The organism is Streptococcus infantis (assembly GCF_964243025.1).
GTDB classification, from domain to species: domain Bacteria; phylum Bacillota; class Bacilli; order Lactobacillales; family Streptococcaceae; genus Streptococcus; species Streptococcus infantis_N.
The window spans coordinates 1-14,788 of the sequence record NZ_CAXTDJ010000001.1 but is presented as its reverse complement, the minus strand read 5'-3'; the positions used below and the strand labels follow the sequence as shown (position 1 = coordinate 14,788).

The window sequence follows — 14,788 nt, the reverse complement described above, 5'->3', positions numbered from 1 at the left end:
TTTTTCTCCTTATCCAAATTTACCTGAAATGTAATCTTCTGTTTCCTTATGTTGTGGATAGAGGAACATTTCCTTGGTATCGTTAAATTCAATCAAATCTCCATTGAGGAAAAAGCCTGTTTTATCAGAGATTCGAGATGCTTGCTGCATGGAACGAGTAACCAATAGCATGGTGTACTTGTCCTTAAGGCTATATAGGGTTTCTTCGATTTTTCCAGCCGAGATAGGGTCTAAGGCTGAGGTCGGCTCATCCAAGAGGATAATCTTTGGACTAGTCGCCAAAACACGGGCGACGCAGACACGTTGTTGTTGTCCACCTGATAGACCAATTGCTGAATCATGCAAGCGATCCTTAACCTCATCCCAGATTGAAGCACGCTGTAAAGCTTTCTCCACAGCTTCATCCAAGACTTGCTTGTCTTTCTCTCCATTAATTCTTAGTCCATAAACAACATTTTCGTAGATAGACATTGGGAATGGATTGGGTTGTTGGAAAACCATTCCAATTTCCTTACGTAACTCAACGGTATCAGTACGAGGGCTATAGATATTGTGCCCATTATAAACCACTGATCCAGTTGTCGTCACTTCAGGATTAAGGTCACCCATTCGGTTAATAGCCTTGAGAAGGGTTGATTTTCCTGATCCTGATGGACCTATAAGAGCTGTAATTTCCTTGGGTTGGAATGATAAGGAAACACTATTCAAAGCCTTCTTTTTGTTGTAATAAACAGACAGGTCTGAAACCTGCAAAATCGGTTCTGTCATACTGTTTCCTTTCTAACCAAAGTGTCCAGTTACATAGTCATTTGTTGACTGTAGCTTGGCATTTTGGAAAATATTTGACGTTTTATCGTACTCAATTAAATCACCTAAGTAGAAAAATCCAGTGTAGTCACTCGCACGCGCAGCCTGTTGCATGCTATGGGTCACGATAATAATGGTGAAGTCCTTCTTCAACTCTAACATAGTTTCCTCTAGCTGAGCTGTCGCAATCGGATCCAAGGCTGATGCCGGCTCATCCATTAAGAGAATGTCTGGTTTTACAGAAATAGCACGCGCGATACAGAGACGTTGCTGCTGGCCTCCTGAAAGCGTCAAAGCCGACTTGTGAAGGTCATCTTTGACCTGGTCCCAGAGGGCAGCCTGCCGAAGTGAGGTTTCTACAATTTCATCAAGGACTTTCTTGTCCTTAACACCTGCACGTTCATGTGTAAATGTGATGTTGCGGTAGATTGATTTAGCAAATGGGTTTGGACGTTGGAAAACCATTCCGATGTGTTTACGCATTTCATAAACATTGATTTCAGGGCGGTTGACGTCGATTCCCTGATAGAGAATTTGTCCTGTAACCTTAGCAATATCAATGGTATCATTCATACGGTTGAGACTGCGTAGGTAGGTTGATTTCCCAGAACCTGACGGTCCGATCAAGGCCGTAATTTTATTTTTTTCGAATTGCATATCCACGCCCTTGATGGATTCATTCTTACCGTAGTAAACATGTAAATCCTTCGTAGAGAGGGCCACTTTTTCTTCTGGAAAAGTAATGATATGCCTTTCATCCCAATTATATTTTGACATGGCTTCTCCTTTAGGCTGCGGTTAATTTCTTATGTAGATAGCTTCCGAGTTTACGTGCTCCAAAGTTAAAGATTAAGATAAAGATTAGGAGCACCGCTGCAGAACCTGCTGAAACAAGTGTTCCATCAGGAATAGTTCCTTCACTGTTGACTTTCCAGATATGGACAGCCAAGGTTTCTGCTTGACGGAAGATTGAGATTGGACTACTTACGCTGAGAACATTCCAGTTAGACCAGTCAAGAGCTGGTGCAGATTGACCTGCTGTGTAGATAAGGGCTGCAGCTTCACCAAAGATACGACCTGATGCAAGCACGATCCCCGTTACAATACCTGGAAGGGCTTCAGGAATAACGACATGAAGGACAGTTTCCCAACGAGAAAGTCCAAGCGCCAAACCAGCTTCACGTTGCGTATGGTGAACGTGTTTCAAACTATCTTCAACATTACGAGTCATCTGTGGAAGATTAAAGACTGTTAAAGCCAAAGCACCTGAAATAATTGAAAATCCATACTCAAACTGGACTACAAAGATGAGGTAACCAAAGAGACCTACAACGACGGATGGTAGAGAAGACAAGATTTCAATACAGGTACGAACGAAATTTGTAATACGACCTTTTTTAGCATACTCTGCTAGGAAAATTCCAGCTCCCATTGATAGAGGTACAGAGATGAATAAGGTAATCACCAAAAGGAAAAAGGAATTATAGAGCTGAATCCCAATACCACCACCTGCTTGATATGAGGATGATTTCCCAGTCAAGAAGGACCAAGAAACATGAGGTAAGCCTCGAACCAAGATATAGAGAATCAAGGAAGTAAGGATGGTCACAATGATTCCTGCGATGGTATAGAGGACAGCTGTAGCAAGTTTATCTAATTTCTTAGCGTGCATAGTTTTTCTTTCCTCTTTCTTTCGTAATCAGTTTAATGACACTGTTAAAGGCCAAGCTCATCAAAAGCAATACTAAGGCCAGTGACCAAAGAACATTATTATCAACAGTTCCCATAACGGTATTACCGATTCCCATGGTCAAAACGGATGTCAGAGTCGCTGCTGGTGTCGTCAATGAAGTTGGAACAACTGCTGAGTTACCAACAACCATCTGAATAGCAAGGGCCTCACCAAAGGCACGCGCCATTCCGAAGACTACTGCCGTAAAAATACCTGAACGAGCAGCCTTCAAGGTTACACGCCAGATGGTTTGCCAACGAGTCGCTCCCATGGCTAAACTTGCTTCACGGTAGTGACGAGGAACCGCACGTAGGCTATCTGTTGTCATGAAGGTTACAGTCGGCAAAATCATAACAAAGAGAACGAAAATTCCTGATAAAATACCGAAACCTGTTCCACCAAAGACACTACGTACAAATGGTACGACGACCTGCAAACCAATAAATCCATAAACTACTGAAGGAATCCCAACTAAGAGTTCAATAGCAGGTTGCAAAATCTTAGCTCCTTTTGGAGACACCTCTGTCATAAAGACTGCTGCTCCAATGGCAAATGGTGTTGCAATAAGAGCTGACAGGATGGTCACAATAAAGGAACCTAAAATCATTGGAAGGGCACCAAATTGTTTACCTGACGGATTCCAAGTTGCACCAAAAAGAAAATCAAAGATATTCACACCATTAACAAAGAAGGTGGACAAGCCTTTTTGGGCTACAAAGATCAAAATCATTGCAACAATGATAACAATCAAAGATAGGCAGGCAAAGGTTAGTCCTTTTCCTAATTTCTCAAGACGAGAGTTTTTTGAAGGAGAGAGCAATTTTTTTGATAATTCTTCTTGATTCATTATTGGCTCCCTTCTATGGCTGTCACAGTACCTGCAGCATCTTTTTCAACCTTCATTTCCTTGACAGAAATATAGCCCATTCCTTTAACGATTCCATTCTGCGCTTCGTCCGAAAGAACAAAGTTTAAGAATTCGGCAACCAATTCATTTGGCTCACCAAGGGTATACATGTGTTCATAAGACCACAAAGGCCAGTTATTCGTGGTTACATTCTCAGAAATTGGTTCATAGCCGTTAATTTTGATAGTCCCAACAGAATCATCAACATAAGCAAAGGCAAGGTAGGAAATCGCTCCAGGGGTTTGAGAAACAATGGACTTCACCATACCGTTAGAATCCTGCTCCTGACTTTGAACCGCTGACTGACCATTCATAATCACACTGTCAAAAGTCGCACGAGAACCTGAGCTCGCAGCACGGTTGATAATAGAAATAGCTAAATCTTTACCGCCGACTTCCTTCCAGTTGGTAATTTCTCCTGTAAAAATTTTGCGAAGTTGTTCTGTCGTAAGATTATCAACATCTACTTCTTTATTGATGATAACAGCTATCCCAGCAACAGCTACCTTGTGGTCAACTAAGGCAGATGCATCGATACCATCTTTCTCTTCCGCAAAAACATCCGAGTTACCGACGTCTACCGCTCCAGACTGGACTTGAGACAGACCTGTACCTGAACCACCGCCTTGAACATTGACTGTTTTACTAACATTTGCGGACGCAAATTCATCTGCTGCCGCCTCAACTAAAGGTTGAAGGGCAGTAGAACCGACAGCCGTCATAGACTCCCCACGATCAATCCAACTTGCACATCCTGCTAGCGAACCAGCAAGTAAAAGAGTTGCAAGAGAGATGGTGAGTTTTTTAAATTTTTTCACTATTTGTCTCCTTGAAAATAATGATGAATAGCTTGAATTTTCGCCCTTATTTTCTATTGTTTTCAGGGAAAATCCATACCTCCACTATAACATAGAATACAGTTTTTGACTAGTTTTTCACCTGAAACCTTAAGCCCTTGGGAAAATAATTCTTCAAGGTATTTCCGGTTACTTTTGCAAAACCTAGACCATTTCCACCAACCAAAACTTGGTACCAACCATTTGGAAGAGTTTCAGCTAATTGGACCGTTTCACCAGCCACATATTTGACAAAGTCTTCTTGATGAATTTCGATTCCTTGCTTGACTTGGCTTGGTTTTAAAGCTAAGCCAAGAGCAAAACTTGGTTCAAAACGTTTTTTCTTAAAAGTTCCAAGATGAAGACCATTACGAGCTATCTTGAGTTTTCCTATATCGGGTAGGACTTCTGGCAAGAGATAAAGCTGGTCTCCAAAAACTTGTAGGACACCGGTCAGTTTTTCTTTAAGATGTTTTTTCTCAAAATCCTGCCATAAGGAAATCTGTTCACGAGATAGGTTGGATTTAGAAGGTTTCAACTTCCCAGTCTTGTTTTGATCTTTAAACTGAAGATGGGCCACGAACTGACCTTCTCCCTTAAAGCGATGAGGGTACATTCTAGCTGTTTCAGGTAAATCAATCCCAGGTACCATTCCATTGATGTGTTGGATTGGAATCAATTCAAAATGATAGCTATCCAGTAACCATTGGACGATTTCTTCGTTTTCTTCTGGCGCCCAGGTACAGGTTGAATAGACTAGTCGACCACCATCAGCCAGCATGGTAACAGCATCTGATAAAATCTCACGTTGTAAACTAGCGCACTGACTAGGATAATCGACACTCCAATAATCCATAGCGTCAGGTTGTTTACGAAACATCCCTTCTCCTGAGCAAGGTGCATCTAAAACGATCAGGTCAAAATAGCCTTTAAAAACCTTGGCTAAACGGTCTGCTGATTCATTGGTCACAACGACATTAGTCGCACCAAAACGTTCCATATTTTCAACTAAAATCTTTGACCGTTTGCTTGAAATCTCATTTGAAACAAGAAGACCGTCTCCTGCAAGATAGGAGGCCAGTTGAGTGGATTTCCCACCGGGAGCCGCTGCCAAGTCTAAGACCTTCATACCTGGCTTTGGCTGGGCTACTTGAGCTACCATTTGTGCGGCAGGTTCTTGTGAATAGACCAAGCCAGTTACATGTTCTGGTGATTTCCCTGAAACCTTCCCATAGTAGCCCCAGGGTGTATTGGGAATAGCATCTGAAAAAGAAAGCTGTCTTTCTTTTAAAGGGTTGATACGAAAGGCAGAAACAGCCTCATCATCAAAAGAGGCAAGAAAAGCTCTTGCCTCATCTCCCAATATTGTTTCGTATTTTTTTACAAATCCATCTGGAAATTGCATGTAGGTTTATTTCCTTTCATAGATATAGGATTGAATCTCATCTTTCATCTCTACTGGCACCATCATAACGGCCTGTCGTGTTTGAAAATCGACTTCTTCACCAGCAATCGTAAAAACCTTATAACCCAAACTCTCACCTAGAATACTTGCAGCCGCATAATCCCAAGGTTGTAAATAAGTGATATAAGTTAAAAGTCGACCTGATAGCACCTTGGCAAAACTAATAGCGGCACTGCCATAAACTCGTGTACCAAGTGCAGCGTTTCCCAAATCAGCTAAGCCCCATTCGTTAGTCGCTAGCATTCCAGAATTACCAGACACCAAAAATTCTCTCAAGGGTTTCTTTTTAAATGGTGGTAAAGGTTCATCATTGCGACAGGGCGGGAAGTCTCCTCCACCATGGTAACAATCACCCTTCATAACATCATAGATAATACCGAACTTGCCAATACCATCCTCAAAATAGGCCAGCATAACAGCAAAATCTTCACCTTGTGCTACGAAGTTGTTGGTTCCATCAATAGGATCAATAATCCATACAGAACCTTGTCCTACTGCTGTACGCATGCAGCCTTCTTCTGCACAAAATAGGTCATCTGGATAGCGAGAACGGATTTTTTTTATAAGTAAGTCTTGAACTTCTTTATCTAACTTAGTTACCAAATCTGTAGGGGAAGACTTTCTCTCAACATAGAGATCTTCATTCATATGCTGGAGAATGTATTCCCCAGCTTCCCTGACAATTTCTTTGGCAAATGTAAATTTATTTTCCAAGTGAAATCTTCCCTTCTCCTTTTTCTTTGGCCAACTGGACTGCGCGGTAGAAAGAGTATCCACTAACTGATTCAAACTCACGTCCCAAACGTTTTTCTTCGCTCTTGCTAGGCACAACTGACTTGAATACCTTGTAGGAATCTAATAATTTCTTAGCATCTACCTGTGTCTCATAGGCAGCTTCAACATCATTAAAAAAAGAAAGCACTGAAGCAAGTTCTTCAGTGCTCCACGACAAATCTAGTGGGTAACTATACTGTTTATTCATCTAATTAATACCAGCTCTTAATGTAGCTTCTTTCAATTCTTGCTTACGATAACTACGAGGAAGAAATGCACGAATCTCATCTTCATTAAAGCCAATCTGCATACGTTTATCATCAATGATGATTGGACGACGCAAAAGACTAGGATATTGCTCAATTAAATTAAGCAACTCTGTCACCGAGATACTTTCCACATCGATATTTAACTTTTGGAAAATTTTTGAACGAGTTGAAATAATGTCATCGGTACCGTTTTCGGTCAAGGAAAGAATGTGTTGTAATTCTTTTCTTGATAAAGGACTGGTCATAATGTTGTGCTCTTGGAAAGGCACTTTATGATTATCAAGCCAGGCCTTTGCCTTACGACATGATGTACAACTCGGTGATAAAAATAGTGTAATCATGCTATTCTCTTCTTTGCATACTTTTCTTACTCTATTATACAAAAAAATAAAGCGCTTGACTAGTTATTTCCGTAAAAAAACCTACTTTTTAAAGAAAAATAGGTTTTTCGTACAATTTTTAAAACATTTTAATGCATTTATGATATTTTTGGTAATTTTTTCCAACTTAGTAGATAAATAAAGCCAAAAAGCAGTTCATACAAGCAGAAAAATAGGAGAAAGGCATGCAGGAAAAAATCCTCTGGTAGAATAAGAATGACCGGATCTTTAGCGGGATCAAAAAGCCAGGTATCATCACCTACAAATAGAATCTGATGAAACAAGGTAAAGAATTGTTCAAACCCAATGAAGACGCCAACTAAACCAAGAACCAAAGGTAAAGACAGCATAATCAAGAGACCTCTGCGATATAGAGACAGAAAACCTTTCTGAATGACTTGCTTCCAAAAAAGGTAGAAAATCGGTAGAGTTACAATTGCTACTCCTTGCGCTAGGTGAAAGAGTCCCTTTACAACCACAAAGTGGTGAATTCCAGAGGCAGACGAAGGAAAATCTGGCATTGCTAATACTTGACTCAATGGATTGGTCAAATAATTCATCAAAACATTAAAGTTATGTTGGATGGTCTGAGGTTGGACATGAACACGACTTGTCAGATTTAACCAAGAAATCTCCAGAGGGTAAATCAACCAAGCCAGGTAGATGGTCAATAAAATAGCAAGCGAGAGGAGAAAGAGAAGACTTCCTACAAAAGTAAATTTAATTTTCATCGAAATTCCACTCCGCTAGACTTGAGAGGACATGGGTTGGGTCAATTGGTAAATCCTCCACTTCTTCAGGTTTTGTAAATCCTGTCGTCACCAAAAGACTAGGGATCCCATTGTCAATACCAGCTCGAATATCAGTAAGATAATTATCCCCCACCATGACAATTTCTTGGCGTTCAAGTCCTAGGTGTTCAACAGCCTTATCCATAATAATCGCGTTTGGTTTTCCAATATAAACTGGTTTTACGCGAGTTGCTGCCTCAAGAAGAGTAATCAGAGAACCAGCACCAGGTAAAAGTCCACGTTCTGTTGGAATATTTAAATCTGGATTGGTGCCGATAAAATGAGCACCTTTATGGATAGCTAGGGTTGCAGTAGCAAATTTTTCATAGTCAACTTGCCAGTCCAAACCTACAACCACATAGGCTGGATTTTCTTTATCTTCAACATAACCAGCTGCTTGAATAGCTTCCTTGAGCCCTGCTTCTCCAATCACATAAACGGTCTTTTCAAGCCCCAGATCATTCATGTAATCAATGGTCGCTAAGGTTGCAGTATAGATTGTCGATACAGGCGTGTCAATATTAAACTGATTTGCCAACATCTCTTGGACACTTTCAGGTGTACGAGTAGTGTTGTTTGTTACAAAAAGATAAGGAATTTCCCTTTTCTGCAGCTCATGTACAAAAGCTTCTCCCGCTGGAATTCTATCTTTTCCTTTATAAATTGTACCGTCTAAATCAATTAAATAGCCTTTATAAGTCATATATTACTTTCTAATCTGTGTTAATTTCTTGCCAAATAATCTTTGCCTGAGCATTGATATCGCCATCACTTGTGACTTGGTGATTGCTTTCTAGTTGATTCAATTCGTAACTAGAAGTAATCATACCACCTGGTCGAACTTCCTTGACATACTTGAGGTTGATTTTTTTAGGAATATGATTGGTTAGGAAATCTGCCCCCATAACTTCAAAAACCCAGTCCAGATATTTGCTGTTATTGACGTGGCCATTCATATCCAAGTCGTAAAAACGAACATGGTAATCTTTGCTAATCGCTTCTTCCAGCTCTGCGTATTTTGGACCGCGAAGGAGTTTCTTAGAAAACTCAGATTGATAAGGAGCGACTATTTCAGGTTCTACAGGATGAACCTTCCGACTGTCACGATCCATAAGGACAAAGGTAGCTACCATGCGAATGATTTCTTGACCGTCTTCATCATAAATAGTAAATCGGCGGTAGCAAAATAGACGATTGTAGGTCAAGGCCTCTGTTTCGATGGTAATTTCCTCAGCAAATTGAGGTAAACGTACAACATCGATATCATAATCAGTGATAATCCAGACTAGATTATACTGTTCTAAAACATCCTTGTCACTCACTCCTAGATTAATGGATTGCATTCCTGATACTTGCAGGGACAACAAAATAACATCTGGCAACTTGATATGGCCATTCATATCAGCCATATCAAAAGGAATTTTCATCTTCATTTGATAAGTTAAGCCCATAATTCTACTCCAATATAAATCGTTCTGCTACTGTATCTCCTAAAAAGAGACCTTTTTTTGTCATTCGTATTTGTTGACCTTCTACTTGTAAAAGACCTTGATGACACAAATCTCTTACAACTTGACCATATAAATTTTCAAAAGATGTACCAAATTTTTCTTCGAATCTTGCTTTTGAAACTCCTGTCTTCTTGCGAAGTCCAAGAAACATCTCTTCTTCCATTTGTTCCCTTAGACTCAGGTGTTCCTCATTGATGCGAGCATTGCCTTCTTCTACTGCCTTTAGATAATGGCGGATAGGCCCATGGTTTTTATAGCGAACACCGTTTACATAGCCAGACGCACCTGCACCTATACCATAATACTCAGCATTATCCCAGTACATAAGATTGTGACGACTTTCAAAGCCAGGTTTTGAAAAATTTGAAATTTCATAATTCTCAAAACCAGCACGCTCTAATTCAGCAATGATATATTCGAACATTTCAGCTTCTACTTCTTCTTTAGGAAGTGGTAACTTCCCACGACGCATACGATTCATAAAGATAGTATGGTTTTCCAAAATCAAGCTATAGAGACTCATGTGGGGGATGTCCAAAGCGATGGCCTTGACAACATTGTCCTTGACCTGGTCCATAGTCTGACCAGGAAGAGCGTAGATCAAGTCAATGGAAATATTATCAAACCCTGCTAATTTGAGACGATCAATATTTTCATAGATATCTTTCTCCAAATGACTACGACCAATTTTTTTCAGCATTTTGTCATCAAAGGTTTGGACACCCAATGAAACACGGTTGACTGCTGAATTTTTCAAAACTGCAATCTTATCCTCATCCAAATCTCCAGGATTGGCCTCAATGGTTAATTCTTCTAAGACTGACAAATCTAAGTTTTTAGTCAACCCATCCAGAAGCACCTCTAACTGTGGCGCAGACAAGGCTGTCGGTGTACCTCCCCCAATATAGAGAGTACGCAACTTCTGAATGTCATAAGAATGAAATTCTTGCAGTAGATGTTCTAGATAGCTGTCTACTGGTTGATTTTTAATAAAGACCTTAGAAAAGTCACAATAATAACAGATTTGTGTGCAAAATGGAATGTGCACGTAAGCTGATGTTGGTTTCTTCTGCATAGTATTTATTATACCACAAAGACTTCACTCAAGAAAAAAATCACCATCTCCGACTCTAAGGGAATCAAAAATGGTGATTTCTATTTTAATCTTCTTGAATATCAATGATGATTTCTTGACCGTCTTCTGGGTCTTCAACAACTACTTTTTCTTCCAATTGTTCCTTGAGACTGTTCAAGGTCTCTTTTGAAGCTTCAGTAGCTTGTTGAGCTAAAGATTTAGATTTTTCAAGAACTGAATCCAAGGTAATTTCGCCTGATTCTACTTGTTCTTTTGTCTTTAGGACAAAATCTCTGGTTTGTTCTTTGACTTCTGTCAATTTTTCAAGAGCTTGTTCCTTAGCATATTCTGGATCTTCTCTCAGATCTTCAATAAAGTCTTGTGCCTGACTAGTAACACGTTTCCCTTTTTCACTTGTTAGAAACAAGGCAACAGCCACACCTGAAACAGTTCCTAAAAGGATTGATGATAATTTACCCATGAGTTATCTCCTTTTTATTTTTTAAAAAATTTACTTGCAATACGAACGGCAGATAAGCCTGCACTAGTCTTTAATGTTTTTGAACCTGCAGATGATGCTTTTTTACTCAAGACACGAGCCTGATCATTTAAATCAGAAACAGAAACAGAAAGGTCTGCAACTGCTGTAAAGAGTGGATCAATGGTTGCAACTTTGATATTGATATCATCAGCAAGAACATTGACCTTGGCAAGAAGTTCGTTTGTGTGATGTAGAGTAACATTTACATCTGAAGTTAGCGTTTTAACAGTATTTTCTGTTTCATCAATTACACGTCCAACTTTTTGAAGGGTAATAATCAAATAAACAATAAATACAATCAAGGCAATAGCCACAATAATATAAGCAAATTCTAACATTTTAATTCTCCTTTTTTACATTATAAAATGGTGCTTTTTTCCGATTTTGATAAACGATAATATAAATACCAAGCCCAATTAATAGAACAGACAACCACTGAGATACTCGAAGTCCAAAGAACATGAGACTATCTGTACGCATGCCCTCAATAATCATACGTCCAAAACCATACCAAATTAAGTAAAAGGCTGTGATATGACCACGACGAATGCCATTTAATCGGCGTCTAAAAATAACAATTAAACTAAAACCAATAAGGTTCCAAATAGATTCGTACAGGAAGGTTGGTTGTCGATATGAGCCATCAATATACATCTGATTCTTAATGAAACTAGGCAAGTAGTCAAGACTCTCTACAACTGCACCGTAAGCTTCTTGGTTAAAGAAGTTCCCCCAACGTCCTAGACTCTGAGCAATCATAACGCTCGGAGCTGCAATATCCAAGAAATCCCAGGTATTGATTAATTTACGGTCTGCGAAAATATAAAGTACAATCGCTCCAGTAATTAGACCGCCGTAAATCGCAAGACCACCATTCCATATAGCAAAGATTTCTCCAATATGTTGACTATAATAGTCAAACTTAAAGATGACATAGTAGAGTCTTGCACCAATAATGGACAGAGGAAAGGCTACTAGGATAAAGTCAATAATATCATCAGATAAAATTTTCTTTTTGGGTGCTTCTCTCATTGCAAGAATAACTGCTAGCATTAATCCAGATACAATGCAGATAGCATACCAGCGAACAGCAAAGGGACCTATTTGAAAAGCAACTGGATCAATCATTTTGCACCTCGTTCTTTTCGATTAATTTCGTCAATCTTTCTTCAAAGAGACGTGTCGCATCAAAGCCCATTTCCTTAGAACGATAGTTCATGGCAGCAGCTTCGATGACCACAGAAATATTGCGACCTGTTTTTACAGGAATCCGAATACGCGGAATAGAAACACCTGAAATTTCCAACTCTTCAGCATTATTTCCTAAGCGGTCAAAGGTCTTATGTGTATCGTAATTTTCCAAATAAACAGCTAGCTGAACTTGTGAAGAATCCTTAACTGCACTAGCACCGTATAGACTCATGACATCAATGATCCCTACTCCACGAATTTCAATCAGATGTTTCAATATTTCAGCAGGTTCACCCCAGAGAGTCATTTCATCCTTAGAATAGATATCTACTCGATCGTCTGCCACCAAGCGGTGACCACGTTTAACTAGTTCTAAACCTGTCTCACTCTTACCAATTCCACTATCACCTTGAATCAAAACACCCATACCATAGATATCCATTAGGACACCGTGTACACTAGTACGTTCTGCTAGACGAGAATCAAGATAACTAGACAGTTCTCCAGAAAGACGACTTGTAGCTGTGCGACTTGTTAAAATTGCGATCTTACATTCTCTAGCTGCCTTTAACATTTCCTCAGGAACAACTAGACCACGCGCAACAATGACCGCAGGTGTCTCCGGTTGAAACATTTTTTTCAAGACATCGTAACGATTTTGAGAAGGCATAGAGACTAGGTAAGACCATTCCTTCATCCCCAACAATTGAATACGCTCTGGAGTATAGTAATCAAAATAGCCTGTCATTTCAAGACCAGGTCGCGTTATATCTGCAGTATTAATTTCCTTTTCAAGTAATTCAGGCTCCCCATAGACAATGTCTAATCTAAGCTTCTCAATAACTTCTTTTACTGAAACCGACATATATTTCTCCTTAAATCGAGTTCTCTTACTATTATATCAGATTGTAGCTGGAAGTTTCCTTTTTTTTGCAAAATTTACAGTATTTATTTAAAGTTGCCTAAAAAATGATTTAGCATGTGAGTCTTCTCGTACTTTCTCAAATCAGTTGAGACAAATCTACTGCAAACCGGTCAACGTCTATCACCAAATCCCTTCCTGATTTTTCTATGTGAATTCTCGGAAGTTCATTTTTTAGTATTTTGTTTGCATCAGCCATATCTTGTGGATAGATATAGAACTGTTGTCCTTGTGGAAACTGATTTTGAACTTGCCATTTTTCAAATTCCTGCAGAAAAGTCTTATGAGACGGCATACTAACTTCTTCAAACATGGAATCATCAAAATATTTCACCAAGCGATAAAGACCATGAACTTCATCAGCGAAGCATTTATCTATCTTCTCAAAAGGATAACCCCGTCTCTGATAAGTTAGGCATAAGTTTTGTAAGTTTTGGCTTATCCCAGTTGCGTCTTTTCTTGCCAAGTTTATAAAATAACGAACAGAAAATTCTTCCATACCTGTTCGTTTTTTCTTCTCTAGAAACTGTTGTGCCAATATGATAGACTCTGATAATCTGTCTTCATCCTGATAATAAAGAGCGTGTAAAAGATTGATGACATTTTGGGGATAACAGGTTCCTTTCAGTAAAGGCAAGTCTTTTGGTATATAAGATGAAATGACTGAAAAATCGTTACATGCAAAATTGGTAAATAAGCCCCTCAAAATACCATCTGTATAGATTGTTCCACTTGCAAGCAAACCTCCTCTAATCAATTCTTCTCTTCCAGTTTGCCACAGAGCATTATTTAATTGTTTATAATCCCCGTCTAAAAAAGCTATATAGTATGCAAAATACTTGATATCATCTAGCAATAAGCTACTGTACAACTTTGTCCTTAAAACATTATCGGACAATACTTTCGAATCCTTCAAATACTTTTGAAAAATCCTCTGATTAGACTCTTCAAATTCCTGCCAGTTTATAGGAGTTGAATAATAACCCCAATCCTTAAAACGTTCTTCGCGCATCTTTTGATATTCTTTTATATACTCTTTCATAAGTTCCTCATATCTCTAAACAATGTGCAAAAAAAGACTAGACAAGTCTAGCCTTTCATTTCAATTAGAATTTTTTACGTTTACGAGCTGCTTCTGATTTACGTTTACGTTTTACAGAAGGTTTTTCATAGAATTCACGTTTGCGTGTTTCTTGAAGAGTACCAGCTTTAGTAACCGCACGTTTGAAACGACGAAGTGCATCGTCAAGAGATTCATTCTTACGTACTACTGTTTTAGACATTTTTTTCACTCCCTTCAAGTTCAAGATCTATTCTATTTTACATGGATAAGAGCTATTTGTCAAGACTAAAATACTTTATTCCATGAATTTTCACTATTAATTTCAAACTTGCTATTATCACTTTTTTATAAAAAATAATTTATTAAGTAGGAAGATTTATATACACTCATTAAATTGAAAAGAGAGCCTTTCGGCTCTCTTTAAGATAGTGTAGATTTTCTAAAAATTATTATTTAGTAAATTTACGTTTCATAACAACTGTTCCTGACATGATTACCACACCAGCCAATACAAGTACTAGGCT

At 38.9% G+C, this 14,788-nt stretch carries 19 protein-coding genes; all 19 read right to left on the bottom strand.

All coding sequences use genetic code 11. The features are described 5' to 3' along the window. Positions 1–9: 9 nt before the first annotated feature. Positions 10–768: a phosphate ABC transporter ATP-binding protein PstB gene (gene pstB, locus ACESNQ_RS00095; protein ID WP_016466007.1), complete on the bottom strand. Its 759-nt coding sequence runs from the start codon at positions 766–768 to the stop codon at positions 10–12. Between the two features lie 12 nt (positions 769–780). Beyond that, on the bottom strand, positions 781–1,584 hold the full coding sequence (pstB, locus tag ACESNQ_RS00090; protein ID WP_373074114.1) for a phosphate ABC transporter ATP-binding protein PstB: 804 nt from the start codon (positions 1,582–1,584) through the stop codon (positions 781–783). A 10-nt stretch (positions 1,585–1,594) separates the two neighbouring features. Then, a complete protein-coding gene (pstA, locus tag ACESNQ_RS00085; RefSeq protein WP_373074112.1) occupies positions 1,595–2,479 on the bottom strand; it encodes a phosphate ABC transporter permease PstA in 885 nt (294 codons plus the stop codon). Continuing rightward, complete coding sequence (gene pstC, locus ACESNQ_RS00080; RefSeq protein WP_006150773.1) at positions 2,469–3,386, bottom strand: phosphate ABC transporter permease subunit PstC; 918 nt, start codon at positions 3,384–3,386, stop codon at positions 2,469–2,471. The genes pstA and pstC overlap by 11 nt, the downstream gene beginning before the upstream one ends. Then, positions 3,386–4,264: a phosphate ABC transporter substrate-binding protein PstS gene (locus ACESNQ_RS00075; RefSeq protein ID WP_373074110.1), complete on the bottom strand. Its 879-nt coding sequence runs from the start codon at positions 4,262–4,264 to the stop codon at positions 3,386–3,388. Before ACESNQ_RS00075 ends, pstC begins: the two co-directional genes overlap by 1 nt. Positions 4,265–4,373: 109 nt before the next feature. Beyond that, positions 4,374–5,687 (bottom strand): RsmF rRNA methyltransferase first C-terminal domain-containing protein, encoded by a 1,314-nt coding sequence (locus tag ACESNQ_RS00070; protein ID WP_373074108.1) that lies wholly within the window; start codon positions 5,685–5,687, stop codon positions 4,374–4,376. Positions 5,688–5,693: 6 nt separating this feature from the next. Beyond that, the gene (locus ACESNQ_RS00065; RefSeq protein WP_373074106.1) at positions 5,694–6,461 is read right to left on the bottom strand and encodes an inositol monophosphatase family protein; all 768 of its coding nucleotides are present in this window, start codon (positions 6,459–6,461) and stop codon (positions 5,694–5,696) included. Next, positions 6,451–6,729: a UPF0223 family protein gene (locus ACESNQ_RS00060; RefSeq protein WP_004252549.1), complete on the bottom strand. Its 279-nt coding sequence runs from the start codon at positions 6,727–6,729 to the stop codon at positions 6,451–6,453. Before ACESNQ_RS00060 ends, ACESNQ_RS00065 begins: the two co-directional genes overlap by 11 nt. After that, positions 6,730–7,131: a Spx/MgsR family RNA polymerase-binding regulatory protein gene (locus tag ACESNQ_RS00055; protein WP_006148218.1), complete on the bottom strand. Its 402-nt coding sequence runs from the start codon at positions 7,129–7,131 to the stop codon at positions 6,730–6,732. Between the two features lie 137 nt (positions 7,132–7,268). After that, the gene (locus tag ACESNQ_RS00050; RefSeq protein WP_373074103.1) at positions 7,269–7,901 is read right to left on the bottom strand and encodes a TIGR01906 family membrane protein; all 633 of its coding nucleotides are present in this window, start codon (positions 7,899–7,901) and stop codon (positions 7,269–7,271) included. Next, on the bottom strand, positions 7,891–8,664 hold the full coding sequence (locus ACESNQ_RS00045; RefSeq protein ID WP_373074101.1) for a TIGR01457 family HAD-type hydrolase: 774 nt from the start codon (positions 8,662–8,664) through the stop codon (positions 7,891–7,893). The genes ACESNQ_RS00050 and ACESNQ_RS00045 overlap by 11 nt, the downstream gene beginning before the upstream one ends. 10 nt (positions 8,665–8,674) lie before the next feature. Further along, the gene (locus ACESNQ_RS00040; RefSeq protein ID WP_036753842.1) at positions 8,675–9,412 is read right to left on the bottom strand and encodes an acyl-[acyl-carrier-protein] thioesterase; all 738 of its coding nucleotides are present in this window, start codon (positions 9,410–9,412) and stop codon (positions 8,675–8,677) included. Between the two features lie 4 nt (positions 9,413–9,416). Continuing rightward, positions 9,417–10,547 (bottom strand): radical SAM family heme chaperone HemW, encoded by a 1,131-nt coding sequence (hemW, locus tag ACESNQ_RS00035; protein WP_373074099.1) that lies wholly within the window; start codon positions 10,545–10,547, stop codon positions 9,417–9,419. 85 nt (positions 10,548–10,632) lie between these two features. Continuing rightward, positions 10,633–11,028, bottom strand: a complete 396-nt coding sequence (locus ACESNQ_RS00030) for a YtxH domain-containing protein (RefSeq protein WP_373074097.1) — start codon at positions 11,026–11,028, stop codon at positions 10,633–10,635. Between the two features lie 14 nt (positions 11,029–11,042). Beyond that, positions 11,043–11,426, bottom strand: a complete 384-nt coding sequence (locus ACESNQ_RS00025; RefSeq protein ID WP_006148212.1) for a DUF948 domain-containing protein — start codon at positions 11,424–11,426, stop codon at positions 11,043–11,045. Between the two features lies 1 nt (position 11,427). Then, entirely contained in the window at positions 11,428–12,216 is a 789-nt protein-coding gene (lgt, locus tag ACESNQ_RS00020) for a prolipoprotein diacylglyceryl transferase (protein WP_373074095.1), read from the bottom strand. Further along, positions 12,209–13,144, bottom strand: a complete 936-nt coding sequence (gene hprK / locus ACESNQ_RS00015; protein WP_006148210.1) for an HPr(Ser) kinase/phosphatase — start codon at positions 13,142–13,144, stop codon at positions 12,209–12,211. Before hprK ends, lgt begins: the two co-directional genes overlap by 8 nt. Before the next feature lie 136 nt (positions 13,145–13,280). Further along, positions 13,281–14,243, bottom strand: coding sequence for a hypothetical protein (locus tag ACESNQ_RS00010; protein WP_373074093.1), 963 nt, complete (start codon positions 14,241–14,243; stop codon positions 13,281–13,283). Positions 14,244–14,307: 64 nt separating this feature from the next. Then, a complete protein-coding gene (rpsU, locus tag ACESNQ_RS00005; protein ID WP_000048054.1) occupies positions 14,308–14,484 on the bottom strand; it encodes a 30S ribosomal protein S21 in 177 nt (58 codons plus the stop codon). Positions 14,485–14,788 lie beyond the last annotated feature (304 nt).